This window comes from Streptomyces sp. NPDC030995, from assembly GCF_055571215.1.
Window position 1 is genome coordinate 27780 of sequence record NZ_JBVIFS010000015.1, and the last position, 26278, is coordinate 54057.

Annotated in this window: 28 protein-coding genes; 14 read left to right on the forward strand and 14 right to left on the reverse strand. The window is 74.0% G+C overall.

Annotated features, from left to right (window positions below):
- Nucleotides 1-5 precede the first annotated feature (5 nt).
- From ACZ45T_RS22270 to ACZ45T_RS22285, 4 genes are read left to right on the forward strand one after another with little or no spacing between them, the layout of a single operon-like run.
- Nucleotides 6-737 carry a glycosyltransferase family A protein gene (locus ACZ45T_RS22270; protein WP_468444160.1) on the forward strand — a complete coding sequence of 244 codons (732 nt, stop codon included), beginning with the start codon at nt 6-8 and terminating at the stop codon, nt 735-737.
- Entirely contained in the window at nt 737-2218 is a 1482-nt protein-coding gene (locus ACZ45T_RS22275; RefSeq protein ID WP_468443889.1) for an AMP-binding protein, read from the forward strand. Before ACZ45T_RS22270 ends, ACZ45T_RS22275 begins: the two co-directional genes overlap by 1 nt.
- Nucleotides 2215-3309, forward strand: a complete 1095-nt coding sequence (locus ACZ45T_RS22280; protein ID WP_468443891.1) for a cytochrome P450 — start codon at nt 2215-2217, stop codon at nt 3307-3309. The genes ACZ45T_RS22275 and ACZ45T_RS22280 overlap by 4 nt, the downstream gene beginning before the upstream one ends.
- 14 nt (nt 3310-3323) lie before the next feature.
- The gene (locus ACZ45T_RS22285) at nt 3324-4226 is read left to right on the forward strand and encodes an NAD-dependent epimerase/dehydratase family protein (RefSeq protein WP_468443893.1); all 903 of its coding nucleotides are present in this window, start codon (nt 3324-3326) and stop codon (nt 4224-4226) included.
- On the opposite strand, the gene ACZ45T_RS22290 is transcribed toward ACZ45T_RS22285, so the two are convergent.
- The 8 genes from ACZ45T_RS22290 to ACZ45T_RS22325 all read right to left on the reverse strand — a co-directional run bounded on the left by ACZ45T_RS22290 (nt 4216) and on the right by ACZ45T_RS22325 (nt 11445).
- Nucleotides 4216-4815: a GTP-binding protein gene (locus ACZ45T_RS22290; RefSeq protein ID WP_468443895.1), complete on the reverse strand. Its 600-nt coding sequence runs from the start codon at nt 4813-4815 to the stop codon at nt 4216-4218. The two genes, ACZ45T_RS22285 and ACZ45T_RS22290, sit on opposite strands and share 11 nt — an antisense overlap.
- Nucleotides 4802-5170 carry a DUF742 domain-containing protein gene (locus ACZ45T_RS22295; protein ID WP_468443897.1) on the reverse strand — a complete coding sequence of 123 codons (369 nt, stop codon included), beginning with the start codon at nt 5168-5170 and terminating at the stop codon, nt 4802-4804. Before ACZ45T_RS22295 ends, ACZ45T_RS22290 begins: the two co-directional genes overlap by 14 nt.
- On the reverse strand, nt 5170-5574 hold the full coding sequence (locus ACZ45T_RS22300; RefSeq protein WP_468443899.1) for a roadblock/LC7 domain-containing protein: 405 nt from the start codon (nt 5572-5574) through the stop codon (nt 5170-5172). The genes ACZ45T_RS22295 and ACZ45T_RS22300 overlap by 1 nt, the downstream gene beginning before the upstream one ends.
- Nucleotides 5571-7910, reverse strand: coding sequence for a sensor histidine kinase (locus ACZ45T_RS22305; RefSeq protein WP_468443901.1), 2340 nt, complete (start codon nt 7908-7910; stop codon nt 5571-5573). Before ACZ45T_RS22305 ends, ACZ45T_RS22300 begins: the two co-directional genes overlap by 4 nt.
- 247 nt (nt 7911-8157) lie before the next feature.
- Complete coding sequence (msrB, locus tag ACZ45T_RS22310) at nt 8158-8571, reverse strand: peptide-methionine (R)-S-oxide reductase MsrB (RefSeq protein ID WP_468443903.1); 414 nt, start codon at nt 8569-8571, stop codon at nt 8158-8160.
- Nucleotides 8572-8586: 15 nt separating this feature from the next.
- The gene (gene murC, locus ACZ45T_RS22315; protein ID WP_468443905.1) at nt 8587-9984 is read right to left on the reverse strand and encodes a UDP-N-acetylmuramate--L-alanine ligase; all 1398 of its coding nucleotides are present in this window, start codon (nt 9982-9984) and stop codon (nt 8587-8589) included.
- A gap of 60 nt (nt 9985-10044) precedes the next feature.
- Complete coding sequence (locus ACZ45T_RS22320) at nt 10045-10512, reverse strand: indole-3-glycerol phosphate synthase (RefSeq protein ID WP_468443907.1); 468 nt, start codon at nt 10510-10512, stop codon at nt 10045-10047.
- Between the two features lie 150 nt (nt 10513-10662).
- Nucleotides 10663-11445: a pyrimidine reductase family protein gene (locus ACZ45T_RS22325; protein WP_468443909.1), complete on the reverse strand. Its 783-nt coding sequence runs from the start codon at nt 11443-11445 to the stop codon at nt 10663-10665.
- 84 nt (nt 11446-11529) lie between these two features.
- Here ACZ45T_RS22325 and zapE point away from each other — a divergent pair, with 84 nt between their 5' ends.
- The 4 genes from zapE (at nt 11530) to ACZ45T_RS22345 (ending at nt 15542) form a co-directional block, all read left to right on the forward strand.
- Nucleotides 11530-12588 (forward strand): cell division protein ZapE, encoded by a 1059-nt coding sequence (zapE, locus tag ACZ45T_RS22330; RefSeq protein ID WP_468444162.1) that lies wholly within the window; start codon nt 11530-11532, stop codon nt 12586-12588.
- Nucleotides 12589-12649: 61 nt separating this feature from the next.
- Nucleotides 12650-13078, forward strand: coding sequence for an OsmC family protein (locus tag ACZ45T_RS22335; protein WP_468443911.1), 429 nt, complete (start codon nt 12650-12652; stop codon nt 13076-13078).
- A 102-nt stretch (nt 13079-13180) separates the two neighbouring features.
- Nucleotides 13181-14533, forward strand: coding sequence for an alkaline phosphatase PhoX (locus tag ACZ45T_RS22340; protein WP_468443913.1), 1353 nt, complete (start codon nt 13181-13183; stop codon nt 14531-14533).
- 82 nt (nt 14534-14615) lie between these two features.
- Nucleotides 14616-15542 carry a PPK2 family polyphosphate kinase gene (locus ACZ45T_RS22345; protein ID WP_468443915.1) on the forward strand — a complete coding sequence of 309 codons (927 nt, stop codon included), beginning with the start codon at nt 14616-14618 and terminating at the stop codon, nt 15540-15542.
- 21 nt (nt 15543-15563) lie between these two features.
- On the opposite strand, the gene ACZ45T_RS22350 is transcribed toward ACZ45T_RS22345, so the two are convergent.
- On the reverse strand, nt 15564-16802 hold the full coding sequence (locus tag ACZ45T_RS22350; protein WP_468443917.1) for an HTTM domain-containing protein: 1239 nt from the start codon (nt 16800-16802) through the stop codon (nt 15564-15566).
- Entirely contained in the window at nt 16799-17446 is a 648-nt protein-coding gene (locus ACZ45T_RS22355; protein WP_468443919.1) for a DUF5819 family protein, read from the reverse strand. Before ACZ45T_RS22355 ends, ACZ45T_RS22350 begins: the two co-directional genes overlap by 4 nt.
- 106 nt (nt 17447-17552) lie before the next feature.
- On the opposite strand from ACZ45T_RS22355, the gene ACZ45T_RS22360 reads away from it, so the two are divergent.
- On the forward strand, nt 17553-17984 hold the full coding sequence (locus tag ACZ45T_RS22360) for a hypothetical protein (RefSeq protein ID WP_468443921.1): 432 nt from the start codon (nt 17553-17555) through the stop codon (nt 17982-17984).
- A 352-nt stretch (nt 17985-18336) separates the two neighbouring features.
- On the forward strand, nt 18337-19245 hold the full coding sequence (locus ACZ45T_RS22365) for a polysaccharide deacetylase family protein (RefSeq protein ID WP_468443923.1): 909 nt from the start codon (nt 18337-18339) through the stop codon (nt 19243-19245).
- 22 nt (nt 19246-19267) lie between these two features.
- Here ACZ45T_RS22365 and ACZ45T_RS22370 read toward each other — a convergent pair whose 3' ends face one another.
- On the reverse strand, nt 19268-19477 hold the full coding sequence (locus ACZ45T_RS22370) for a hypothetical protein (RefSeq protein ID WP_468443925.1): 210 nt from the start codon (nt 19475-19477) through the stop codon (nt 19268-19270).
- Nucleotides 19478-19704: 227 nt separating this feature from the next.
- Here ACZ45T_RS22370 and ACZ45T_RS22375 point away from each other — a divergent pair, with 227 nt between their 5' ends.
- The 3 genes from ACZ45T_RS22375 to ACZ45T_RS22385 are packed head-to-tail and all read left to right on the forward strand — an operon-like array spanning nt 19705 to nt 23311.
- Nucleotides 19705-21036 carry a discoidin domain-containing protein gene (locus tag ACZ45T_RS22375; RefSeq protein WP_468443927.1) on the forward strand — a complete coding sequence of 444 codons (1332 nt, stop codon included), beginning with the start codon at nt 19705-19707 and terminating at the stop codon, nt 21034-21036.
- Entirely contained in the window at nt 21036-22325 is a 1290-nt protein-coding gene (locus ACZ45T_RS22380; RefSeq protein WP_468443929.1) for an MFS transporter, read from the forward strand. The genes ACZ45T_RS22375 and ACZ45T_RS22380 overlap by 1 nt, the downstream gene beginning before the upstream one ends.
- Nucleotides 22322-23311 carry a TolB family protein gene (locus tag ACZ45T_RS22385; protein ID WP_468443931.1) on the forward strand — a complete coding sequence of 330 codons (990 nt, stop codon included), beginning with the start codon at nt 22322-22324 and terminating at the stop codon, nt 23309-23311. The genes ACZ45T_RS22380 and ACZ45T_RS22385 overlap by 4 nt, the downstream gene beginning before the upstream one ends.
- 15 nt (nt 23312-23326) lie before the next feature.
- Here ACZ45T_RS22385 and ACZ45T_RS22390 read toward each other — a convergent pair whose 3' ends face one another.
- From ACZ45T_RS22390 to ACZ45T_RS22400, 3 genes are read right to left on the reverse strand one after another with little or no spacing between them, the layout of a single operon-like run.
- Nucleotides 23327-23977, reverse strand: coding sequence for an ABC transporter (locus ACZ45T_RS22390; RefSeq protein ID WP_468443933.1), 651 nt, complete (start codon nt 23975-23977; stop codon nt 23327-23329).
- Nucleotides 23974-24783, reverse strand: a complete 810-nt coding sequence (locus ACZ45T_RS22395) for an ABC transporter ATP-binding protein (RefSeq protein WP_468444165.1) — start codon at nt 24781-24783, stop codon at nt 23974-23976. The genes ACZ45T_RS22390 and ACZ45T_RS22395 overlap by 4 nt, the downstream gene beginning before the upstream one ends.
- Nucleotides 24780-25454, reverse strand: coding sequence for an AIM24 family protein (locus ACZ45T_RS22400; protein WP_468443935.1), 675 nt, complete (start codon nt 25452-25454; stop codon nt 24780-24782). The genes ACZ45T_RS22395 and ACZ45T_RS22400 overlap by 4 nt, the downstream gene beginning before the upstream one ends.
- A gap of 71 nt (nt 25455-25525) precedes the next feature.
- Between ACZ45T_RS22400 and ACZ45T_RS22405 the strand changes: the two genes are divergently transcribed.
- Nucleotides 25526-26278 carry an aminoacyl-tRNA hydrolase gene (locus ACZ45T_RS22405; RefSeq protein WP_468443937.1) on the forward strand — a complete coding sequence of 251 codons (753 nt, stop codon included), beginning with the start codon at nt 25526-25528 and terminating at the stop codon, nt 26276-26278.

The window sequence follows — 26278 nt, forward strand, 5'->3', positions numbered from 1 at the left end:
GCCGGATGTGGGTGGTGGTGCCCGCGCACGAGGAGGAGGCCCGGCTCGCGGACACCCTGCGGGCCCTCGCCGCCCAACGGGACCTGGACTTCACCCTGTTGGTCGTCGACAACGCCTCGGCGGACCGGACCGGGGCGATCGCCCGCGAGTTCGCGGCGGACGCGCCCTTCCCGGTGGAGGTGATCGAGGAGCCGGAGAAGGGCGTCGGCTCCGCCGTGGACACCGGCTTCCGGTACGCGATCGGCCGGGGCGCGGCCCTGCTCGCCCGCACCGACGCGGACTGCCTGCCCCGGCCCGGCTGGACCGGCGCCGCGCGGGCCGCGCTCACGCACAGCCCCGGGCTGGTCTGCGGGCGGATCGTCGCCCGCCGCGACGAGCACGGCCCGCTCGGCCGGGCCGGTTTCGGGCTGCTCGTGGCGCTCGCCGCGCTCTTCGGGCGGCTGCGGCCCGCGCACTCCCGGCGGGGCGGCTACCGGGCCCCGTACCGCATGCACGCCGGGAACAACATGGCCATCACCGCCGAGCTGTACCTGGCCGTCGGCGGCATGCCCCGGCGCCCCTCACCGACCGACCGGCTCTTCCTCAACGCCGTACGCCGGCACACCGACCGGATCGCGCACTGCCCGGCGATGGTCGTGGAGAACTCCACGCGGCGCCTGCGGGCCTACGGACTCGCCGGCACCGCCCGCTGGTACCTCGACCGGGGCAGCGGCCGCCACGGAACGGACCCCCGCTGATGCTCGACCGACTCGACCACGCGCTGCGCGCCCGCCCCGAGCGGCCCGCCGTCCTCACCGCCACCCGTACCGGAGCACCCCGGGTACGCGCCACCCGCGGCGAACTCGCCGAGCTGGCCGACGCGTTCGCGGCCGCCCTGCACGCCCGCGGGCTGCGCGCCGGGGGCACCGTCGGCGTCGCCGTGCGCCCCGGACCCCGGGCGCTGGCCGTGCTGCTCGCCCTGTGGCGGCTCGGGCTGCGCGGGGCCGTCCTGGACCCCGGCGCGGGGCCCGACGTGCTGCGGGCCCGCCTCGCGCTGGCCCGGCCCTCGCTGGTGCTGGCCGACGCGGCCGCGCAGGCGGTGGCGGGCTGGGCCCGGCCGCTGGCCCGCCGGGCCCGGCTCGCACTGCCGGACCTGGCCGAGCTGGGTCCGGTGGCCACGGTCGGGCCGCGGCTGCCGGGCTGCGCCCCGGCGCTGGACCTGGCGGCGCCGCGGCTCGGCGTGCCCGTCCGCGCCGAGGTGGACGGCGACGCCGACGCGGTGATCGTGTTCACCTCCGGGACCACCTCGCGGCCGCGCGCCGTCGTGCACACCCGGGCGAGCCTGTCCGCCGGGATGGCCACGGTCTCCTCCCTCTTCGACGGGAGCGGGGACCGGCCCGTGCTCGGCGGCACCTTCTTCGTCCTCGTCCCCTCCCTGACGCGCGGCGCCCCCGTCGCCCTCCCGGCCCGCAACTCCCGGGTACTGGCCCGGCAGTTGCACCGGCTGCGGCCCCAGGACACCTATCTGACCCCGCCCCGGCTGCGGGACGCGCTGGGCGCGGGTGCCCGGTTCCACGGCCGGGTGTGGACGGGCTCGGCCCCGGCCGGCGCCGGGCTGCTGGAGCGCGTACGGAGCGCGGGCGCGGCCGAGGCGTGGGGAGTGTACGCGCTCACCGAGCTGTTCCCGGCCGCCGCGGTCGAGGCGCGGGAGAAGTCGGCCTTCGACGGACCGGGCGACCTGGTCGGCGCCCCGCTGCCTGGTGTGCTCGCCGAGGCCGACGCGGACGGCCAGCTGCTGCTCGCCGGGGCCGCGGCCCGCCACCGCTACCTGGGCGAGGAGCCCGACGCGTGGGTGCGTACGGGCGACCGGGCGCGGCTGGACGGCGCGGGCCGCATCGTCCTGGAGGGCAGGTGCAAGGACATGGTGCTGCGCCGGGCCGAGAACATCTACCCGGGGCTGTACGAGCCCGCCCTGCACGTGCCCGGGGTGGAACTGGCCGTGCTCGTCGGGATCCCGGCGGGCGACGGCGACGAACGGCTGGTGGCCGTCGTACAGCCGCAGCGCGGCGCGGACGAACTCGCCCTGCGCGCCGCCCTGTCGGAGCCGGTCGGGCGGATGGGCACGGCCCGCCCGGACGAGGTGCTCCTCGCGCGGATTCCGCTGTCGGGGCGCTCGCGCAAGCCGGACCGGGCGGCGACCGCCGCGCTGGCGGCGCGGCGCCTGGGGGTGCCGGCATGAGCGCCGGGTCCCACGCTCGGGCCCGCCGCCGCGACCGCCGGGTCTATCTGCGCAGCCATCCCGTGCTGTTCGCCCTGCTCGCCGTCACCCGCGGGCGGCCCGTGCGCCGGCTCGGCCGGACCCTGCTGGTGCACGAGGCGGGGGCCTACCGGGAGGCGCTGACGCGGCTGCCGCTCGACCGGACGGCGGCCGGTACGACGGGCGCCGCCGCCCGCGCCGCCCTGCGGGACGGCGGGGGCGTGCTGTTCGACCAGGAGGGCGGCGGGCACCGGGCGGACCGGCGGGACCTCGCGGGCGGGCTCGGCGCGGCCGGAGTGGAGGAGCTGCGGGCGCGGTGGCAGCCGTTGCTCGTACGCCGCCTCGCGCCGCTGGCACGGGGCGGCGAGGTGGACCTCGTCGAGCTGGCGCGGGAACTCGCCGGGTCGGTGGTGTGCGAACTGCTGGGCTCCGCAGCCGATCCGCGGGACGTGGCGCACGCCGCCGCCGAGGCCGCGGCCGCCTCCGTACGAAGTCACCTGCCCGGGCCGCGCCGCCCGCGCGCCGAGGCCGCCGCGGCCCGGGCGGCCGACCGGCTGCGGCGGCTCCTGGCCCCGGCCGAGGGGGCGCAGGGCGCGATGGTGGCGGTGGCCGCGGTCAACACCACCGTCGCCGCGCTGCCCCGGGCCGTGGCCTGGTGCGCCGACGCGGGGCTGTGGGGGCAGGCGGCGGACGGGGCGTTGCGGCCGGCGCTGGCCGAGGAGCTGCTGCGGGTCACCGCGGCGTCGCCGCTGCTGCCCCGGGTGGCCGCGGCGGACGGCTCGGTCGGCGGCTGCCCGGTGCGCCGCGGCGACCGGCTGCTGCTGGTCGCCCGGCACGCGGCCGGGGCCCACCGGCGCGACCCGGACGCCGCCCTGCCCGCCGGCCCGGCCGTGGCCCGGCTGGTGTTCGGGGCCGGGCCGCACGCGTGCCCGGGAGCCCGGCTGGCCTGCGTACAGCTCGCGGACGTGCTGGCGGCGCTGGCCCCGTACCGGCCGGTGGTGACGCGGGCCCTGGTCGACCGGGGGGCGGCGCTGCCCGGCTGGCGTGCGCTGATCGTGCGGGCCGGCGCGTGAGGGCCCGTGTCGCGGTGACCGGGGCGAGCGGCTTCTGCGGCGGGCACGTGGCCCGGGCGGCCGCCGCGAGCGGGGCGGAGGTGCTCTGCGTGGGCCGCAGGCCGGGCCCGGTGGGAGAACACCGCTTCTGGGACGCCGCGTACGGGGAGCCGGACCTCACGGGCGCGGACGTGATCGTGCACTGCGCGGCGGCGGTCGGCGATCCGGCGCCCGGCTCACCGGCGCAGGCGCAGATGCGCGCGGTCAACGTGGACGGCACGCGGCGGCTGCTCGGGGCGGCGGGCGGGCGGCCCGTGGTCTGGGTGAGCAGCGCCAGCGTCTACGACCCGCGCCTCGACCGGAGCATGGTGGGCGAGGACCATCCCCGCGCAGGCCACCTCAACGCCTACGGGCGGACCAAGGCGGCGGGCGAGGCCCTGGCCCTGGCCGCCGGCGCGGTGGTGCTGCGGCCCCGGGCCGTCTACGGCCCCGGTGACACCCAGCTGCTGCCCCGGCTGCTCTCCCGGGTCCGGGCCGGGACCCTGCTGCTGCCGGGCCCGGACGTCCGGCTGAGCCTGACGGCGGTGGAGAACCTGGCCGGGGCCTGCCTCGCGGCCCCGTCCTGGGCTCCGGGCGCGTACAACATCGCCGACGCCGAGCCGTACGCCCGCGACGACGCGGTCCGCGCGGTCCTGCGCGCCCACGGCGTCCGGGCCCGGATCCGCCACCTCCCGCTGCCGTTGGCCCGTACGGCGGCACGGATCGCGGAGGCCGCGGCGACGGGCGAACCGGCTCTCAGCCGCTACGCGGTGGACCAGCTGGCCCACCCGGTGGTCCTGGACCTGACGCGGGCCCGGTCGCGGGGCTGGGCCCCGGGCCGGACCCTGGCGGACTACCTGGCGTCGGTGGCCGCAGCCGGCCCCGGGGTCAGCCGTTGACGGCCACCGGGGCCTGCGCCTTGACGATGAGCAGGTCGAGGAGCGAGAGGAGGGACGCGCGGACGTCCGCACGGGAGCGGGCGTCGAGTATGAGGACGGGCGTGTTCGGGTCGCGCAGGTGCAGGGCCGCCCCGATCTCCTGCGCGGTGTACGGCTGTTCGCCGTGGAAGCAGTTCGCTGCGACCACGAACGGCAGCCCGCGGCTCTCGAAGAAGTCGACGGCCGGGAAGCTGCGGTCGAGGCGTCGCGTGTCGACCAGCACGATCGCCCCGAGCGCCCCGGCCAGCAGGTCGTCCCACATGAACCAGAAGCGTTCCTGGCCCGGCGTGCCGAACAGGTAGAGGACGACTCCGGCGTCGGTGAGGGTGATCCGGCCGAAGTCCATCGCCACGGTGGTGACCGTCTTGGACTCGATGCCGTCGAGGTCGTCGACGCCGACACCCGCGGCCGTCAGCCGCTCCTCCGTGCGCAGCGGCTCGATCTCGGAGATCGTCTCCACCAGGGTCGTCTTGCCGACTCCGAACCCGCCGGCGACGAGGATCTTGACCGGGGCCGGTTCCTGGGGGGCGGGCGTGTCATATCCGGGCAAGGTTGTCCCTGATTCTCATGAGCAGGTGGACGTTGGTGGTCTCGGCGCCCTCCAGGGGCGGCCGGTGGTGGACCAGCCCGCGGTCGGCGAGTTCGCCGAGGAGCAGCGTCATCGGGGTGAGACGGATGTGCATCCGCGCCGCTATCTCGGCGACCGCCCGACCGCCCGGCGGCGCGCACATGGCGAGGATCTCCTGCCACTCCGTGGGCAGACCGGCGTCGGCGTCCTCGGCCACCGCCGCCGTGATCGTCGTGTCCATGGTCAGGACGGTGTGCGGAACGGCCGTACGCCCATCGGTCAGGGCGTACAGCCGCGTCCGGCGGCCGCTCGCGGGCTGCTGCTCGTCCTCCGGCATTACGCGGTCGGCACCTGGGCGCGCTCGGGGGTCCCCAGCCACTCGCCGAGCGCCTGGGCGGTCCGTACGGCCTCGCCGCCCAGCTCCCCGAGCCGCGCCTTGCGGGAGGTCACCACGATGAGCGTGCTGCCCTCACCGCATCCGACGATGCAGAGGTACCGGTCGTCCATCTCGACCAGTTGCCGGATGACGCGGCCGCCGTCGACCTCCCGGGATATCGCCTTCATCGTGGCCGCGATGCCGGAGGCCGCGGCCGCCATGCGCTCGGCCTGGGGCTGGTCCAGCAGGTAGGCGCTGAGCTTGATGCCGTCGTTGGACAGGAGCACGGCTCCCTGGATGCCGGCGATCCTGCTCAGGTTGTTGTCCAGGACGCTGTAAATCATGTCTTGCGATGAGGTAGTCATGGCTGATCCCGTCGGAGCTCTTCTTCCACTGTCTGGGTCCCGTGTTCGTAGTCCGCCCAGGCGTCGGCCACCTCTTCGGGTGTCTCCGCGTCCGGCCGGACGGGTGTTTCGGGCGCACGGGGCGCACGTAGTTGCTCGGCAATGTGGGTCTGCGGGACGCGCTCGGGGAGGGCCGGCCGGACCGCGGGCTCGGGCACCGCCGCAGGCGCAGGTACAGGCGCGGACACGGACGCGGGCGCCTTCGTACGGCGGCTCGGCAGCCCGGCGGCCGTGTGCAGGACCAGCTCGGGTGCCCGTTCCCCGGAGGGGTGCGGCTCCGGGGCGGCGGCGGACGGCGCAGGCACCACGGGAGCTGCCGCGGGCGCGGGTGCGGGCACGGGGGCGGGCGCGGGCTCGCGCGGTGCGTCCCCTTCGGTCGCCACCAGCAGGTCCCCGGGGAGGATCACCACCGCGGAGGTCCCTCCGTACACCGAGCGGCGCAGGGTGACCGTCGCCCCGAGCTGGTCGGCGAGGTGACCGACCACGAAGAGCCCGAGCCGGTGCGCGTTCTGCGCCAGGACGGAGTACGGCGGGGCCTGGTGCAGGCGCCCGTTCATCTCCTCGTACCGCTCGGGGGTCACGCGCGGTCCGCGGTCCTCGATCTCGACCGACAGCCCGTCCGCGACCACTTCGGCGCGGATGACCACCTTCGACCGCGGCGGGGAGAAGCGGGTGGCGTTGTCCAGCAGCTCCGCGAGCAGGTGGCTGATCTGGCTGATCACGCGCGGTTCCACGCTGATCTCGTCCATGGCCTGCCGCTCGATGCGCCGGAAGTCCTCGACCTCCGCGGCGGCTTCGCGCAGCAGGTCGGCGACCCGCATGGGATCGGTGTGCGGGTCGGGGACCTCGCCGCCCGCCAGGATGAGGAGGTTCTCGATCTGCCGCCGCATGCCCACCGTCAACTGGTCGGCCCGCATCAGCTGGGCGAGCAGCGCCTCGTCGTGGCCGAAGGTGTCCTGGAGGTCCTCGGTGAGGCTCAGCTGACGGCTGACCAGGTTTCCGGTGCGCGAGGCGATGCCCGTGGCGAACAGACCGAACCCGTGGCGCTCGGCCGCGAGCTGTGCGTGCCCGTCGACGGATACGGCCACGGCCCGGGCGAACGCGTCGCTGATGCGGCCGACCTCGTCCCGGTCCCCGCGCACCGCCGGCAGGGCCTCGGCGTCGACGGACTGCCCGCGCTGGAGCCGGGCGACGACGTCGGGGAGGGTCTCCTCGGCGACGGTCACCGTGCGTTCGTGCAGGTCGTGCAGGCGGCGGAGCACCGATCGCGTGGTGAACACGACGACGACCACGACGAGCAGCAGCCCGCCGCCGCTTCCGCCGATCAGCCAGGCGACCTCGGTCTCCAGCTCCGCGGCCTTGGCGTCTCCGCGGGCGAGCACCGAGCGCGCCAGGTCGATGTTGAGCGTGGCGATCTGCACGGAGAAGTTGGCGTGCGCGGACGACCAGCCGCCGACGTCGGCGGGCAGCCTGATGCCCGAGACGGTGTCCTTGTGCCCGGAGAGGACCGCGTTCTCGATGCGCGTCTTCGTCTGCCAGTCCGCGGAGCCGACGACCCGCTCGTAGAACCGGTGGTCCCCCGCCACCAGGTGCGGCACGATCAACGCCTCGTGCAGGTACCGCTGGGCCCCCAGGGCACTGACGAACTGGTCGTAGCCGACGAAGCTCAGTTCCCTGGACGGCCCGGCCAGGGCCAGGACGGTGTCCTCGCGCGCCACCATCTCGGTGGCCTGGAGCATCGACACGACGGGCCGGCTCGCCTGGGCGAGTTCGGCGTCCTCCGCGTGGCTGAACTCCTGCTGGTACACCTGGATGACCTTGCCGATCACCTCGGAGTAATAGGCCAGGGTGCTCTCGGCGGCGCCGCTGCGGGTGTCCGCGCGCTGGCGGTGCGCGGCCAGTTTGTCGAGTTGCCGGGTCACTTCCGAGAAGGACCTCGAGGGATCGTCCGCCAGCCGGCGGAACTCGGCGGCGGCCAGGTCCGTGGCCTCGCGCCGGGTGCGCAGTTCGCCCTCGGCCCCGTCGGTGCCCGCCCACTGGGCGGCGGTCGCCGTCCGCTCGGCCTGCATGTCGACCATGAGCGTGTAGAGCGGTGCGCCGATCCGCTCGGCCGCCACCACGTCGGCTCTCAGCTGCTGCGACTGCGCCAGCAATCGCTGTGCGGTCACCGCCACTTGGGTGCCCATCGCCACGAGGGGGAGCACCGCCAGCCAGATGAGCAGGGTGCGCAGGCGCACGGTGCGCCGCCGACGGGTCGTCGACTGCCCTCGTACGCCTTCGGGTTCTATGGGAGTCATCGGACCTCGGGAGCGGGGATGGCGGGGGGCCGATCATAACCAGCCACGCCGAGGAAACCGATAGGTGTCTTCCGCGATCAAAGCGTGCTATTGGCGGCAGATCCTCACCGGCGGGAGACCTGATCGAAATCCAACCGCGATGTCCCCGACACCGGGGCGGGCCCTCCGGGCCGACGAGCGCGAGGCGCGCGCACGAGGCACGCGCGCGAAGCACGAGGTCGGAGGGACCCGCCGGGGTCGCGCGGGATCAGCCCTCGTCGGAGGCCGGGGTCAGCCGCAGCGAGATCGAGTTGATGCAGTACCGCTGGTCCGTGGGGGTGGGGTAGCCCTCGCCCTCGAAGACGTGGCCCAGGTGGGAGCCGCACGTCGCGCAGCGGACCTCGGTACGGATCATGCCGTGGGAGGTGTCGGCGATCAGTTCGACCGCGTCGGTGTCCTTCGGGTCGAAGAAGGACGGCCAGCCGCAGTGCGACTCGAACTTCTCCGAGGAACGGAACAGTTCGGCCCCGCAGCCCCGGCAGGAGTAGACCCCTTCCGTCTTGGTGTCCGTGTACTCACCACGGAAGGCGGGTTCGGTGCCGGCGAGGCGCAGCACCTGGTACTCGGACGGGGTCAGCTCCGCCTGCCACTGCTCGTCCGTCTTCTCGACCTCGTACGCCATGACGTTCCCGCTCCCTCAGTTCGACAGGCGGGCGAGGATCTGAGGCCCCAGATCCGTGACGTCGCCCGCGCCCATGGTGAGAACGAGATCGCCGGGCTTGGCCATTCCCGCGATCACGTCGGCGACGGCTTCCTTGGAGTGCTCGGCGGTGACGTCGGCTCCGGCCGCGCGGGCGGCGGCGATGATGAGCTCGCTGGTGACGCCCGGGATCGGGTCCTCGCGGGCCGGGTAGATGTCCAGGACCACGGAGGCGTCGGCGAGGGCCAGCGCCTGGCCCATCTCCTTGCCCAGCTCCTGGGTGCGGGAGAAGAGGTGCGGCTGGAAGACGACCAGGATCCGGGAGTCCCCGGCGGCTCCGCGGATGGCCTCCAGGTCGGCGGTCATCTCGGTGGGGTGGTGCGCGTAGGAGTCGATGACCTGGACGCCGGCGGCCTCGCCCTTGAGCTGGAGGCGGCGCTTGACGCCGGTGTACTTGCCGAGCGCGGAGGCCAGGTTGTGCGCGGGGATGCCGAGGGCCACACCGGCGGCGAGGGCCGCGACGGCGTTGTGCGCGTAGTGGCGGCCGGGCACGGAGACGGTGAAGGTGAGCATCCGGCCGTCCAGGACCACGGTGACCTCGCTGGTCAGACCGCGCGCGGTGATCTTGGTGATCCGGACGTCGGCCTCGGGCTCCTCGCCGTACGTGACGACGTTCAGGCCCTCGCGGCCGGCGACCCGGCGGGCGATCTCGGCGGCGCCCTCCTGGCCGTGGGCGACGACCAGGGTGCCGCCGGGCACGACCTTGCCGACGAAGGTCTCGAAGGACTCGTAGATCTCCTCGATCGACGCGTAGTTCGCGTGGTGGTCGAGCTCGGCGTTGAGGATGATCGCGACCTGCGGGGTGTACTTGTGGAAGGTGCGGTCGCTTTCGTCCGCCTCGGCCACGAAGATGTCGCCCTCGCCGTGGTGGGCGTTGGAGCCGGGGGCGTCCAGGTCGCCGCCGATGGCGTACGAGGGGTCCAGGCCCAGGGCCGAGAGGGACACCGCCAGCATCGAGGTGGTGGTGGTCTTGCCGTGCGTACCGGCGACGGCGATCGGGCGCAGCCCGTCCATCAGGGCGGCGAGGGCGTCGGAGCGGTGCACCACGGGGATGCCGAGCTCGGCCGCGCGGGCCAGCTCGGGGTTGTCGGCGCGGATGGCGCTGGAGACGACCACGCAGGTGGAGTCGGCGGCGAGGTTGCCGGCCGCGTGCCCGCCGTGGACCGTGGCGCCGTGGGCGCGCAGCGCCTGGGCGGTCTCGGAGTCCCCGCGGCTGTCGCTGCCGGCGACCCGCGCTCCGCGCTGGGCCAGGATCTTCGCGATGCCGGACATCCCGGCGCCGCCGATGCCGATGAAGTGGGGCCGTTCCATGGCGGTCGGCAGGCCGGGCTTCATTCAGGTCGCTCCAGGATCGATGGTGGTGCAGTGGCGCTTTCGAGCTCTGACGGCCCAAGCCTATTCGTTGTGGGCGAAGAGCTTGAGCACGGGAACGCCGACCTTGTGGCGTGCCCGGGAGGCCCAGTCCCGGTGGAAGAACTCCTCCACGAAGTGCGGGGCGGTCAGAACGATCACCTCGTCGGCACCGGTCTCCTCCACGACGGCCTTCAGTTTGTCGAGCGGGTGCTGCTCGATGATCTGTCCGGTGGCGCTGGCACCCTTCTGGCGCAGGGCGTTCAGGGAGTGCGCGAGGGCGTGCGCCGCGGGGCCGCGGGCGGCCTCGCCCTCGGGCTCGTCACCCTCACGGATGGCCTCGGGGAGCTCACCGAGCGCTACGTCGTCGATGGCGCGCAGCAGTCGGTCCTGGTCGCCCCGGGGTTGCATGAGGACGACGAAGGAGACCTGGTCGTCCCCGTGCAGGGTGGTGACGAAGTCCACGTCCACCGTGGTCAGGGGCTGCTCGATCATCAATACGCTCGTGAACACGGACGCCCTCTCCTTCATGGGCCGAGGCCGGCTGGCCGGCCCCCTGCGGAAACCATCCTGCCCCGCTGTGGCGCGGGACCTTGCGCAGATATATGTGCCCAGGTTCGTGCCCGGCGGAAGCTAAGCGGAACGAGAAATTCCGCCCGCTTGTCAGATCCGACGGTAGCTCGTGAAGAGGAACCCGGCCTCTTCCAGTACGCAGGCGGGCGCGAGCCGGTGCGGAACCGTGACGGAGGGGCCGCCGGCGATCCGCTGGGCGCCGCCCGCCGTGAGCATCGGGGAGATCGTCAGGCACAGCTCGTCCAGGGCGTCGGCGGCCACGAACTGGCCCAGGAGGCGGGGCCCGCCCTCGGTCAGCTGGCGGCGCAGCCCCCGCCCGGCGAGCTCCCGGACGGCCCGGGCCGCATCCACCGCCGTGCCCTCGCCCGCCACCACGACCTCGACCCCGGCCTTGACGGCCTCGGCCACCCGCCCGGCGGGCGCGGCGGCCCCGGTGACCACCAGGGTCGGCACCAGCGGGGATGTGAAGAGGGGGAGGGAGAAGTCCAGGTCCAGGCTCGCGGTGACCACGGCGATGGCCGGGGCCGGGCCCTGTCCGGCGGCCGCGCGGCGGGCCGCGAAGGCCTCCCGGGCCCGGGCCGGGCGGTAGCCCTCCTGGCGAACCGTTTCCGCGCCGACGACCACCACATCGGCCAGCGCCCGCAGGGTGCCGAAGATCCGCATGTCGGTCTCGCCGGAGATGGGCTGCGAGCGGCCCTCGTGCTGGGCGGCGCCGTCCAGGGTGGACACCATGTTGGCCCGCAGCCAGTGTCTGTCCGCCCCGAGCGGGGGGTAGGCGTAGGCCTCCGCGAGCTCGTCCAGCGACCACTCCCGGTCGGCCGGGTCCTGGGACGGAGCTGATGTCTGATCGGTCACAGGGAACAGGCGTCGCATCGGTGCAGTGTGCCACGCCCCGTAGAGTTAAGAGCTGTGTCAACATCACTCTCCACCTCTGGTTACACCTCCGGGCGGCCTCCGATAGCCGACGACGCGGGCCCCCAGGCCCTGTGCGCGCGCGAGCCGCGAGTGCCCGCCGAACGGCTGGTGGCCGAGATGGTGCCGCCGCCGCGATTCGACTCGGTGCGCTTCGACACGTACGACCCGGACCCCACCCAGCCGAGCCAGACCGAGGCCGTCACCGTCCTCAGCGGCTTCGCCGCCGGGCTCGGCGGCGCGCACGCGAGCGGCGCGGGCAAGAAGCGCTGGTTCTCCAAGAAGCCGGCGGCCCCCACCGCCCCGCGCGGGGTCTACCTCGACGGCGGCTACGGCGTCGGCAAGACCCACCTGCTGGCCTCCCTGTGGCACGCCACCCCGGCCGAGCCCGCGCTCAAGGCCTTCGGCACCTTCGTGGAGCTGACCAACCTGGTCGGCGCGCTCGGCTTCCAGCAGACCGTGGCGACCCTGGGCGGGCACCGGCTGCTGTGCATCGACGAGTTCGAGCTGGACGACCCGGGCGACACCGTACTGGTGTCCTCGCTGCTCAGCCGCCTCGTCGAGCAGGGCGTGGCGCTGGCCGCCACCTCCAACACGCTGCCCGGCAAGCTCGGCGAGGGCCGCTTCGCCTCCGCCGACTTCCTGCGGGAGATCCAGGGCCTGTCGGCGCACTTCCGGCCGCTGCGGATCGACGGCCAGGACTACCGCCACCGCGGCCTGCCGGAGGCTCCGGCGCCGTTCTCGGACGAGCAGGTCGCCAAGGCCGCGTACGCGACCGAGGGCGCGAGCCTGGACGACTTCCCGGGCCTGCTGGAACACCTGGCCCGGGTGCACCCGAGCCGCTACGGAGCGCTGACCGACGGGATCTCGGCGGTCTGCCTGACCGACGTCGGCCCGGTGCCGGACCAGTCGACGGCGCTGCGGCTGGTGGTGCTGGCCGACCGGCTGTACGACCGCGAGGTACCGGTGCTCGCCTCGGGGGTCCCCTTCGACCGGCTGTTCAGCGAAGAAATGCTGAACGGCGGCTACCGCAAGAAGTACTTCCGCGCCATCTCGCGGCTCACCGCACTGGCACGCGACGCGAAGCCCCTGGTGTCCCAGTAGGTTTGGGGACGCCGGGCCCCTGCGGGGGTCCGGCCGTCCCACTTCTACGAAGGGATCCACCATGGCCGCCACACGCAACGCACACGCCGTCTGGGAAGGCGACCTGCCCACGGGCAAGGGCGTCGTCACCCTCGACTCGTCCGGCCTGGGCGAGTACCCGGTGTCCTGGCCCGCGCGCACCGACGAGGCGGCGAACGGGCGGACCAGCCCGGAGGAGCTCATCGCCGCCGCGCACTCCAGCTGCTTCAACATGGCCTTCTCGAACGTACTGGCGAAGGCGGGCAACCCGCCGGCCAAGCTGACCACTTCGGCCGCCGTCACCTTCGTGCCGGGCAAGGGCATCACCGGCGTCCACCTCACCACCGAGGGCGAGGTGCCCGGCCTCGACAACGACGCCTTCGTCGCCGCGGCCGAGGACGCCAAGAAGAACTGCCCGGTCAGCCAGGCCCTGACGGGCACGACGATCACCCTGAGCGCCAAGCTCGTCTGATCGCGTGCGGCTCCGGCGGGGCACGCCCCGCCGGAGCGCGCCCCGTGGTACCACGGGCCGGTACATCCCGTACATCTCCTGTTCCGTCGCGGGGAGTTGCCGATGTCCGTCACCCGACGCAGCCTGCTCGCAGCCGGCGGGATCGCCTTCAGCGGGACGCTCGGCGCCCTCTTCGCCGGCGACTCCCGCGCCGCCCGGGCGAGACGGGGCTACGGGGCCCTGCTGCCCGATCCGCACGGGCTGCTCGATCTGCCCGCCGGGTTCTCGTACCGGGTGCTCTCGCGGGCGGGAGAACCGCTGCGCTCCGGCGAGGGCGCCGTCCCCGCCAACTGCGACGGCATGGCCGCCTTCGACGCCGGCGACGGCCGCGTGCGGCTGGTCCGCAACCACGAGAACCGCACCACCGCCGCGCTGCGGGTGCCCGCCGTCCGGGGACTGACGTACGACCCCCAGGCCCTGGGCGGCTGCACGGCCCTGGACCTCGACCCGGCGGGCCGGGTCACCGGCGAGCGGGTCGCCCTCGCCGGTACCGCCGTCAACTGCGCGGGCGGCCGGACCCCCTGGAACACCTGGCTGAGCTGCGAGGAGACCGAGGACCGGGCCGGCACCTCGGGATACACCCGCGACCACGGCTACGTCTTCGAGGTGGACCCCGCCGACCCCTACCGCTCGGGCGCGGTCCCGCTCACGGCGATGGGCCGCTTCGCGCACGAGGCGGTGGCCGTGGACCCGTACCGCGGGGTCGTCTACGAGACGGAGGACGCCTTCGTCCGGCCCTTCGGGCTGTTCTACCGGTTCCTGCCGCAGCGGCCGCTCGGGGGGCCCGGCTCGCTACGGGCGGGGGGCCTGCTGGAGGCCCTGCGGGTGCCCGGGCTGGCGGACCTGTCGGTGGTGGACGAGCCGGGGGCCCGGTTCCCGGCCGAGTGGGTCCCCGTACCCGACCCCTCGGCGGCCGGGACCCCGATCCGGCACCAGGACTTCGGGCCGGGCGGGATCACCCACGCGCAGAAGCTGGAGGGCTGCTACTGGGGCGGCGGTGCCGGCGGGGGCGTCTACTTCGTCTCCAGCTTCGCCCGCCGCGGTGAGGGCGCGGCCGCCGACCACCACGGGCAGGTGTGGTTCTACGACCCGCGCAGCGCGCGGCTGCGGCTCGACGTGCTCTTCGGCCCGGCCGCCGACGTGCGGCTGCCCGGGGACTCCCCCGACAACATCTGCCTGGCCCCGGACGGCGGCCTGATGGTGTGCGAGGACGGCGGCGGGGCGCAGTACGTCTTCGGCGTGACGGTGGGCGGCGAGGTCTATCCGATGGCCCGCAACGCGCAGGACATCGGGCAGCCGGGCGCGCCGGAGTTCGGGGAGTTCGCCGGGGTCACCTTCTCCCCGGACGGGCGGACGATGTACGTCAACGCGTACGCCCCGGGGACGACGTTCGCGGTGACGGGGCCCTGGCACTGACCTCGGGCCCCGGCACTGACCTCGCGGTCCCGTTCGATCGGGGGAAGGATCCTGGGCAAACGACGGGATTGGGGCAGAGACGGTGGCCAAGAAGCAGACCTCGAAACGACCCACCAAGGCGGACCGGGCCGCGGGCCCGAAGAAGGCCGGGGCCAAGGCCGCACCGGAGGCCGCCGCGCTGCGCGAGCTGTTGCGGGTCCCGGCCGGGGAGCGACCGGACCTCGGGCGGTTCGACCCGGCGGCGACCCCGGCGGGCCCCGCGGACAAGGCCGCCGGGCGGATCGCCACCGCCGGGATGGCGCAGCCGCTCGCCTCCCTCCAGGAACGGCTCTACGCGGCGAGCACCGCCGGTGACCGCCGCCGCCTCCTGCTCGTCCTGCAGGGCATGGACACCAGCGGCAAGGGCGGCACGGTCAAGCACGTGATCGGCCAGTTCAATCCCTCCGGGTGCCGCATCAAGGCCTTCAAGGCGCCCACGCCCGAGGAGCTGAAGCACCCCTTCCTGTGGCGGATCAGGAAGGCCCTCCCCCAGCCGGGCGAGATCGGCATCTTCGACCGCTCGCACTACGAGGACGTCCTCATCGGCCGCGTCCGCGGGCTGGCGCCGCGCAGCGCGCTCGCCCGCCGGTACGCCCAGATCAACCGGTTCGAGGAGTCCCTAGCGGACGAGGGCGTGACCGTGGTGAAGGTCTTCCTCCACATCAGCTACGAGGAGCAGCGCCAGCGGCTCCTGGAGCGGCTGGACAACCCCGAGAAGCACTGGAAGTTCAATCCGGGCGACATCGAGGAGCGCGGCATGTGGCCCGCGTACCAGGAGGCGTACGAGGTGGCGCTGGAGCGCTGCTCCACCGAGGCCGCGCCCTGGTTCATCGTCCCCGCGGACCGCAAGTGGTACCGCAACTGGGCGATCAGCAGGCTGCTGCTGGAGCACCTGGAGGCCATCGGCCCGCAGTACCCGAAGGCCGACTTCGATGTGGAGGACTGCCGTAGGCGCCTGCTGGCGGGTTGAGATCCACTCGCTCCCCGACGGTCACTTCCGGGCGTTCACGGCGCTCCGGACGCGGGCGTCCAGGGCAAGCAGCACGGCGGTCGGCAGGAAGAGCGCGTCACAGACGATCATGGCCAGGGAGAGGAACGGGAGCCCGAGGGCCACGGCGATTCCCGCGTGCTCGGCCATCATCACGGCGAGCAGGACGTTCTTGATCCTGCGGTTGGCCAGCGTGAAGGGGAACGCCACCTGGATGACGACCGTGGCGTACGCCATGACCACGAGCGGGACCATCCCGGAGGCGAGCAGCTCGGACAGCCACGGCCAGGGCCGGAAGTCGTCCAGGTGCAGGGCGTAGTACAGGGCGCTGCCCTCCTGCCAGCGCGAGCCCTGGATCTTGTACCAGCCGGCGGTGGCGTAGATGAAGCAGACCTGCAGGGCCACGACGGCCATCGCGCAGTTGTGCAGCATCCCGGTCAGGCGGTCCAGCACCGCGCGGGCCTCGTGCCGCGGGAACCACAGCTCGGCCGCGTGACGAAGACCGTGGGCCGCCCAGAGAGCCCACAGCACCGCGCTCCAGCCCCACTGGGGAAGTCCGAACAGCACTCCGAGGAGCACGCCCGTCCCCTGCCACAGGCGCAGCCCGGACCTGTCCCGCGCATCGGTCTCCCGCAGTCGGCGCCGGCGGGCGTCAAGTGACCAGACCTCGGCGCAGCGGAGGAAGACCAGGTAGATCGCCATGATCCGCAGGACGTTGTCGCCCCCGTCACCGAGGAAGGGGGAACGGAACTCCAGCGACAACACGCCGATCATGAAGAACACGGAGGTGCCGCGGGTGCGCCAGCCCACCATCAGCAGCAGGGCGGCCGCCAGGGTGCCGTGGTAGACGGTTTCGAACCACCACCGGCCGGTCCACCAGGTGAGCACGGTGAAGGCCTGGTCCTCGCCGATCACCCGGACGGCCATGTCCAGCGACCAGGGGTTGCGGTCGCCGAACAGGATCCGGCGGTGCGGCCATTCGCGCAGGAGGAAGCACGCGGAGACGAAGGCGATGCCGATGCGGACGATCGCCGCCTGGTGGGGGAACCGGGTCCGGCCGGTGGATTCGACGAACGCGGTCAGCCGCTCGGCAACGGACGGCCGGGGGGCGGGGTCCTCCTCGGCGACGGCGACCGGCAGGGCCTCAGGGCGGGCGGGCGCCCGGACAGCGGGCGCGTCCGGCGCCGGGGCGGGCGCCGGGATGCGCGCGATCATGTCGCCCGGTTTGCGGTTGAGGGTCACAGGTCCTCCCCGTCCTTCATCGCGACCGGCCACCAGGGCAGCGTCAGTTCGCGGGGGTTGCTGTCGAGGGGGCTGATGTCCCAGTCGGGCGATTCCACGGGCGTCACCCGGGTCCTGAGCTGAACCTCGACGGGCTGCTCGCCGCCCGCGGCGGGACCGAGGCGCTGGAGCACGATGCGCTTGAGGTACTGCTCGGACAGGCCCGCACGCACGTCCGAGGCCGCTCCGCCGTCGCCTCGATGGGTCACCGTGTAGAAGTCCCAGGCCCGGCGCAGCAGGTTCTGGTGCAGGTGGCTGGGGACCGGAGTGCCGCGGATGGCCTCGATGTCCTGCGCGGTCAGATCGGTCCACCGTCCGACGCGGCCGCCGTCACCCGGGCCGGTCCGCACCCGGGCGGCGATCGCCACGTTGTTCTGCACCGGGTTGGGGGCGAAGAGCTTCCAGTCCTGCCCGAACTCCGGGCGGACATGGCCATCGATCTGCTCTTCGTACTCCCGTGAGATGCCGTTGGGGGGCGCGAGGGAGAGGAACAGCGTCGCGCCGTGCCACAGGGCGGCACCGGCCAGGATCGCGGCGCCCGTGACGAGCGCCGCGAGGGCCGGTGGGGACCAGACCCGGGGAAGGTGTTCCTGAGTGCCCGTCATGGCTGTGCGCTCCTGATTCCGCCGGGCCTGATCGCGAGTCCTAGTGCGGCGTCAGCGGCCGAGGCCGAGGCCGCCGAGCAGCGTTCCGCCACCGGGAAGACCGAGCGTGCCGGACGAGCCGGAGGAGCCGGAGGAGGAGGCGCCGGAGGAGCCAGAGCTCCCCGACGTACCGGAGGAACCGGAGGAACCCGAGGTACCCGAGGAGGAGGCGCCGGAAGAGCCAGAGCTCCCCGACGTACCGGAGGAACCCGAGGTACCCGAGGAGGAGGCGCCGGAAGAGCCAGAGCTCCCCGACGTACCGGAGGAACCCGAGGTACCCGAGGAGCCTGAGGAGCCTGAGGTACCCGAGGAGCCTGAGGAGCCCGAGGCACCCGAGGAGCCTGACGTGCCGGAAGAGCCCGAGCTGCCCGAGCTGCCCGAGCTGCCATCGTCGTCGTCGCCGACGCCGAGAAGCAGCCTGCGGATGTTCAGGTCGACACGTGGCCGGAACTCGTTGGTCTGGTTGCAGAAGCCGTTCAGTACCTGGCCGCAGCTGTGATTGAGCTCGTGCGTCTGGGAGTTGTTGACGAAGTCTCCGTTGTGGATCGACTCGTTGTCGTCCGCCCTGGCGATCTGGCCGAACGCCGAAGCACCGGCAATCGACACCACCACCAGCAATGCCTGCAGAGCGCGCTTCATCGCGCCACCTTTCTTCGCGTCCGAACGGCGACCGCACCGGTGCCGCAGCCGCCCCAACGAAAGGATCCGGCCCAGGTCACGGAGGCGGACCCCCGCGATAGGCCGAGCCAGTGACAGAGGGCCGCGGCAGCCTGCGTCCGGGGGACGGCCGCCCACCCGCTTGACCGCCTGTCGCGAAGCCTTCTTATCGGAACGTCATATATTTTGCGGACGTGACCATTTCTGTACGCAAAGTGGCAGCCGTAGCCGCTCTCAGTGCCGCCCTCGCGGGGTGCGGAGGCGGCGCCGGCACCCCGGACGCCGACCGCGGGGCCCGTATGGGCACCCCAGCGGCGTCCGCCTCCGCCGCCGCCTCCCCCTCCGGATCCCCGTCCGCATCCCCGTCCGGCTCAGCCTCCCCGCAAGCAGGCGCACCCGCCAAGGCCCCCACCCTGACGCCCGGGCCGAACGGCCTGACCCCGGTCTTCGAGCGCGCGAAGCAGCAGAGCGAGAAGACCGTGGCGCTGACCTTCGACGCCGACATGACCTCCGACCAGGGGCCGCGCGCCGCGGGCGGGGAGCACTTCGACAACCCGCAACTGATCTCGACCCTGCGCAAGCTCCAGGTGCCCTCGACGATCTTCATGACGGGCCGCTGGGCGGAGGAGTACCCGGACCAGGCGAAGTCCATCGGCACCGACCCGAACTTCGAGATCGCGAACCACTCGTACAGCCACCACGCCTTCACGTCCCCCTGCTACGGGCTGCCCGCGCTCGACGGCGCCGCCGCCCGCGCGGACGTGGACCGTGCCTTCGACGCCTTCCGCAAGGCGGGCGCGGTCAACACCGTCCCGTACTTCCGCTTCCCCGGCGGCTGCTACGACGACGAGGCGCTGCGCGCCCTGTCCACGGCCAAGGTCACGGCCGTCCAGTGGGACGTGGTCAGCGGGGACGCCTTCGCGAAGGACCCGGGCGCGGTGGCCGAACAGGTGCTCGCCGGGGTGAAGCCCGGCTCGGTGGTGGTAATGCACTGCACGCGCAGCGCCGCCCCGGTCACCGAGGAGGCGATCCAGAAGATCGTCCCGGAGCTGCGCAAGCGCGGCTACCGGTTCGTGAAGGTCTCCGAGCTGATCGGGAAGTAGCAGCCCGGCCTACGGGGCGGCCTCAGCCGGAGCAGGCGGTGCGCTGCGCGTCCTGCCACTCGCACACCGGGCAGAGCACCACGCCCGGGGTGGCGACCCCGTACTCGGTGGGCTTGCCGCACTCCAGGCAGTCCGCGTACGGCGGGCCCGGCACCCGCCCGGCCGGGGCCGCGGGGGCGGGGCAGTACGACCCGGTTCCGTCCGGCTCGTTCGGCTCTTCCAGCTCGTCCATGCACAGAAGCGTACTCGGCCGTGCCGAAGCACTGGTAGGAAACTTTCCTTCCTGTTAGTGTCCCGGGCGGCGGCTTGGCGCGGTGCCCCACCCCCACGGGCATGACGCGCTCAGCGAGAGCTCTGACCCGGCCGCCGTGGCGCTGCCCCCTGCCCGGCGACGGGCCGGGTGCGGCGTCCCGCGCCAGAGTCCAGCTCTCGCCGCCCTCAAGGCCAGGGAGTCCAGGTATGCGCCTGAAGACCTTCCGCACCAGACTTCGCACCCTCCTCCTCGTCGCCGCCGCCGTGTTCGCACTCGTCGGCGGCCTCCTCCTCACCTGGCCCGAACGGGCCGGGGCCGCCACCGACCCCCTCATATCGCGCGGGAAGCCCGCCACCGCGTCCTCCGTCGAGACCTCGTCGCTGGGCGCGAAGAACGCCTTCGACGGCGACCCGGCCACCCGCTGGGCCAGCGCCGAGGGCGCGGACCCGCAGTGGATCCGGGTCGACCTCGGCGCCTCGGCCACCGTCTCCCGCGTACGGCTGAGCTGGGAGGCGGCCTACGCCAGGGCGTACCGCGTCGAGGTGTCCGCCGACGGCGCCGCCTGGACCCCGCTCGCCACCGAGACCGCGGGCAACGGCGGCGTCGACGACTGGACCGGCCTCGCCGGGAAGGGCCGCTACCTGCGCGTCTACGGGACCGCGCGCGGCACCGCGTACGGCTACTCGCTCTTCGAGGCCGAGGTGTACGGGGCCGTCGACGGCGGCCCGCCGCCCGGCGGGGCCTTCACCGTGGTCGCGGCCGGTGACATCGCCGCCCAGTGCACCGCCTCCGACAGCGGCTGCGCGCACCCCAAGACCGCCGCGCTCGCCCGCGGCATCGACCCGAAGTTCTATCTGACGATGGGTGACAACCAGTACGACGACGCCCGGCTCTCCGACTTCCGCAACTACTACGACAAGAGCTGGGGCGCCTTCAAGGCCAAGACCCGCCCGGTCCCGGGCAACCACGAGACGTACGATCCGGCCGGCCCGCTCGCCGGGTACAAGGCGTACTTCGGCAGCATCGCCTACCCGCAGGGCAAGAGCTACTACAGCTACGACGAGGGCAACTGGCACTTCATCGCCCTCGACTCGAACTCCTTCGACCAGGCCGCCCAGATCGACTGGCTCAAGGCCGACCTCGCCGCCAACGGCAAGCAGTGCGTCGCCGCCTACTGGCACCACCCGCTGTTCTCGTCCGGCGGGCACGGCAACGACCCGGTCTCCAAGCCGGTGTGGAAGCTCCTGTACGCCGCGAAGGCCGACCTGGTCCTGAACGGGCACGACCACCACTACGAGCGGTTCGCCCCGCAGGACCCCGACGGCCGGGCGCGCGCCGACGGGATCGTGGAGATCGTCGGCGGGATGGGCGGCGCCGAGCCCTATCCGATCGAGGACGTCCAGCCCAACAGCCAGAAGCGGATCAGCGGACCGTACGGCGTGGTGAAGCTGGACTTCACCGACTCCGGCTACGGGTGGACGTACGTCGCCGCCGACGGGCAGGTCAAGGACACCAGCCCGAAGTACAGCTGCCACTGATGTACCTGGCCGCCAACGGCCGCCCGGACGCGCCGCCCCGCCCCCAGGGGGCCCGGCGGCGCGTCCCCGCCGCCGTCCTCGCGCTCGGCGCGGTCAGCCTCGTCACGGACGTCTCCTCCGAGATGGTCACGGCCGTGCTGCCGCTCTACCTCGTCCTGGACCTTGGCCTCTCGCCGCTCCAGTTCGGCTTCCTGGACGGCATGTTCAACGGCGCGACCGCGCTCGTACGGCTGCTCGGCGGCCGGCTCGCCGACCGCGGGGGCCGCCACAAGCGGGTCGCCGGCGCCGGTTACCTCCTCTCCGCGCTCTCCCGGCTCGGGCTGCTCCTCGCCGGCGGCGCCGCCGGGATCGCCGCCGCGCTCGCCGCCGACCGGCTGGGCAAGGGCGTCCGGACGGCCCCGCGCGACGCCCTGATCTCGCTCAGCGGCCCCCCGGAGTCCCTCGGCCGGTCCTTCGGCGTGCACCGGGCCATGGACACCACCGGCGCCCTGATCGGGCCGCTCGCCGCGTTCGCCGTGCTGTGGGCGACCGCCGACGCCTACGACGCGGTGTTCGCCGTCAGCTTCTGCGTCGGCCTGCTCGGCGTGCTCCTGCTCGTCGTGTACGTCCCGGCGACGCCCGGGACGGCCCCGCCCCGGGCCACCGTCCCCGCGCCCGCGCCCGGCCCCGCGTACGCGGCGCTGCGCGACCCCGCCTTCCGCCGCGTCCTGTACGCCGCGGCCCTGCTCGGCGCCACCACCATCGGCGACGCCTTCGTCTACCTGCTGCTCCTGCGCGGTCTCGACCTGCCGCCCGTCCTGTTCACGCTGCTGCCGCTCGGCGCCGCCGCGGTCTACCTCCTGCTCGCCGTCCCCGCGGGCCGGATCGCCGACCGCACCGGGCGGCGGGCGGCCTTCCTGTTCGGCCACGGCGCCCTGCTCGGCGCGTACGCCGTGCTGCTCGCCCCCGTCTCCTGGCCGACCGTCGTGGGCGTACTGGCCCTGCTGGGGATCTTCTACGCCGCCACCGACGGCGTGCTCATGGCGCTCGCCGCGCCCGCGCTGCCCGCGCACGGCCGGGCGGGCGGCCTCGCGCTGCTCCAGACCGGCCAGGCGCTGGCCCGGCTCCTGGGCGCCGCCGGATTCGGGGCGGCGTGGACCCTCTGGGGGCAGCGGCCCGCGCTGTGGGTGGCGGCGCTCGCCCTGGCCGCGGCGCTCGCGGCCGCCTGGCGCGTCATGCCCTCCCCCACCGTCACGCCCACCGCCACACCCACCCCCACCCCCGCCCCCCTCACCGCGGAGCCGTCGTGAATCTCCGGTCCCGGCGGCTCCGGCTCGCCTTCGTCATCACCGCCGTGCTCCTCCTCGCGGGCGGCTCCCTGGGCTACGTCCTGCACGCGCGGCATCGCGAACGCCCGCCCGGCCGGGCAGAGGCCGACGCCTCGTTCAGCCTCGAAGGGCCCGGCCTCTACTTCCAGGACCCGGCTACCGGCCGGATCGCCCGCCAGCCCGGCGAGGAGGTGCCGCGGGTGCCGGGCGGCCCCTCCTGCGACCGTTTCCACACCGCCGGGGAACACGCCCTGTGCCTGCGCAAGCTGCCCGGCGCCCCGGCCCGCACCGAGGCCCTCGTACTGGACCGGCACCTGCGGGAGGTCCGCCGGGTGACCGTGCCCGGCATCCCCAACCGGGCCCGCGTCTCCGCCTCCGGGCTGCTGCTGTCCTGGACGACCTTCACGACCGGCGACTCCTACGCCACCTCCGCGTTCTCCACCCGGACCGCGATCCTGGACCTGCGCACGGGCTATCTGATCAAGTCGATGGAGCAGATCCCGCTGGCCCTGGACGGAGCCCGCCACCACGACTCCGACGTCAACTACTGGGGCGTGACCTTCGCCCGCGACGACAACCGCTTCTACGCCACCGTCTCCACCGGGGGCCGCACCCACCTCGTCGAGGGCGACCTGCGGAACTGGTCGGCCAAGGCGCTGCGCGAGAACGCCGAATGCCCCTCGCTGTCCCCGGACGACACCCGCATCGCCTTCAAGAAGAAGGTCTCCGACGACCCCCGGGCCCCCTGGCGGCTGTACGTCCTCGACCTGGCGACGATGCGCGAACACCCGCTTTCCGAGCCGCACAGCGTCGACGACCAGGCCGCCTGGCTGGACGCCGCGACCATCGGCTACGCCCTCCCGGGCCAGGGCGGCCGCGCGAGCGACATCTGGTCGGTGCCGTCCGACGGCACGGGAAGTCCCCGCCTCCTCGTACCGGGCGGCTCGTCACCCGCGAACGTGCCCTGATCGACAAGACACCCCCTAGCCCCGCCGCGCAGCGATCCGGCAGGCCACCGCGCCCGCCGCGCCGGCCAGCAGCAGCGCGCCCGCCAGGGCCCGCAGCGGCAGCGGTACGGTCCCCGCGTGCGCCCCCGTGACCAGCGCGGACACCGCCGCGTGGGCCGGGGAGGGTGCGAGGACCCAGGCCAGCAGGGAGCCCAGGGCCCCGGCCAGGACCGCGTAGCCCCGGCGGCGCACCAGGGGGCGGCTGCACACGGCCCCCACGGCCGCGCCGGTCAGCCCGCACGCCGTCACCGCCGACGCCCCGGCGAGAACGGCCCGGCCGGGGTCCGCCCCGGCGAGGTCGCCGAGCAGCAGGGCCACGGCGGCTCCCGCCGCTCCGGCGAGCAACGCCCCCGCGAGGGCGGTGAGCAGGGCCGCCGTGTGCACCCGTACGGGACCGGCCGCGGCGGCCGTGCAGGCACGCGCCGCGGCGGGTTCCTGGGTGACGCAGATCCGGACCAGCCAGGCCGTCAGCGGGACCAGGCCCGCGGCCGCCCAGCCGAGCGCGTCCAGAGCCGGGTTGCCCGGCTGGATCCCGGCGGCCACGAAGCCCGCGTACACGACCAGGGGGGCGAGCCACTTCTGGGAACGCAGCAGCAACGCGCCCTGGTAACGGAGCAGCGCGGTCACGGCAGTTCCTCCACGGTGCGGATGTGCCAGGGCGGCCGGGCGGTGAGCAGCGTGCGCAGCACCTCGTCCGACCGGGCGGCCTGCACGGTCAGCAGGACCGTGCCGTCGGGAGCGGGCGCACCGTCCAGGCCCGGGGGCAACGGGCACCCGGGCGCCGCGGCGGCGTGGATCCGTACGCGCGGTCCGACTGCGGCGGACACCGGCACCAGGCCCCCGCCTTCGACCCGGTAGTGCGCGTCGGGTCGGCCCGCGAGCCGCCCCGGGTCGTGGTCGACGAAGACCACGGTGGCTCCGGCGGCGGTGCGTTCGGCGACGGCCAGGTCCAGCTCGGCGCGGGCCGGGGCGTCGAGCCCGGTCCACGCCTCGTCGAGGACGAGCAGACCCGGCGCGGCGAGCAGGGCCTGGGCGACCGCAACCTTCTGGCTGGTCCCCTTGGACAGTTCGGCCATCGGGGTGCGCCCGTGCCCGGCGGCCCCGAACCGCTCCAGCCAGTGCTCCGCCCGCCGGGCCGCCTCGGCGCGCCGCAGCCCGTGCACCCGGCCCAGGTGCGTCAGGTAGGAGACGGCGCCCAGCGGCAGCGCCGCCGGGAAGCGCTCCGGCACGTAGGCCGTGCGGCGCGGGCGGCCGCCGACGCGCCCCTCGGTCGGCGTGTCGATCCCGGCGACGAGCCTCAACAGGGTGGACTTGCCGCCGCCGTTGCCGCCATCGATCCGGACCAGCGCGCCGGGCGGCAGCTCCAGCGACACCCCCCGCAGCACCCAGGGCCGGCGCGGCCCGTAACGCCGGCCCACATCGATGAGGTTCAGTGCGCCGCCGGCGTCTCGACGAGCTCGCTCGGGCGCACGATGACGAAGCCCTCGCCGCTCAGCTTCAGCTGGACGGCCTCGCCGGATCCGCCGCGGATCATCGAGCCGACCGACTGGGAGCGGTGCAGGCCGGTCTCCAGCTGGGCGCTCCAGCCGACCACCGCGTCCGTGTCCACGAAGACCGGGGCCTGCGCGGTGACCGGGATGATGATCGGGTTGCCGTCGCAGACCACGGCGAGCTTGCCGGTGCCGGTGAAGACGCTGTTGAAGAGGCCGCCGCCGGTCATGCCGGCGCCCTTCACCATCTTGATCTCGTAGGCCAGGGTCGGGTCGAAGCAGAGCACGTTGCGGCCGTTGATGGTCAGCGAGTCGCCCGGCTCGAAGTCGATGATGAAGCAGTTGCCCGCCTGGTGGGCGAACCAGGCCTCGCCCTGGCCGCGTACGGACATGAGCGCCAGGCCCTCGCCCGTGACGGCGCGCTTGAGCATGCCGCCTATGCCCTGGCCCTTGCGCTCGAACTGGAGGTTGCCGCGGAAAGCCACCATCGAGCCCTGGCGGGCCAGCATCTCGCCGTTGACGGCGTACTTCACGGACTTGGCGTTCTGCAGGGTCATGCCAGGGGCTACGGCTGCCTGGACCAGGTTCTCGGACGCAAAAAGATCACTCTTCATGGCTCCGATCTTCGCCTGGAGCGACCACCCGGGACATCATCCTCAAGGCGGACCCTGGCATCCTTGGCGGGATGAGCAGCCAGCACACGAACGACATCTCCGACGTGCCCGCGGTCGGGGCGGACAGCCCCTTCCGGCAGGAGCACGCCCTGCGCGACGAGGCCCCGCAGTTCGTCCTCCCGCTGGTGGTGCGGATCGAGAAGACCGAGCCGCCCGCCCGCACGGACGCCCTGGAAACGGCGGCCCGCGCGGTGCTGGTCCTGCTCACCGACGAGCGGGCACAGGGCGACGGCGAGTGGGCCGAGGCGGTCCGCGACTGGCAGGACGCGCGGATCCGCAAGGTGGTCCGGCGGGCGCGCGGCGCGGAGTGGCGCAAGGCGGAGACCCTGCCGGGCGTCACGGTGCACGGTGCCGGCGCGGAGGTACGGGTCTTCCCGCCGGTGCCGCTGGACGGCTGGCCCAAGGAGCTGGCGAAGCTCCAGGTGTCGGGCACCGACCTGGACGACCCGGAGCCGGTCCCCGCGGACACCGAGCCGGGTCTGCCCGTGCTGTGGCTCAACCCCGAGCTCGACATGTCCGCCGGCAAGGCGATGGCCCAGGCCGGGCACGCGGCGCAGCTGGCGTGGTGGGAACTGACGGACGCGGAGCGGGCGGTGTGGCGGGCCTGCGGTTTCCGGCTGGCCGTACGGACGGCCGCGCGCGAGCGGTGGGCGGAGCTGAGCGGGAGCGGGCTGCCGGTGGTCCGGGACGCCGGCTTCACCGAGATCGCGCCGGGCAGCGCGACGGTGGTCGCCGACCATCCGGCCCTGCGGGCCCGGCTCTGA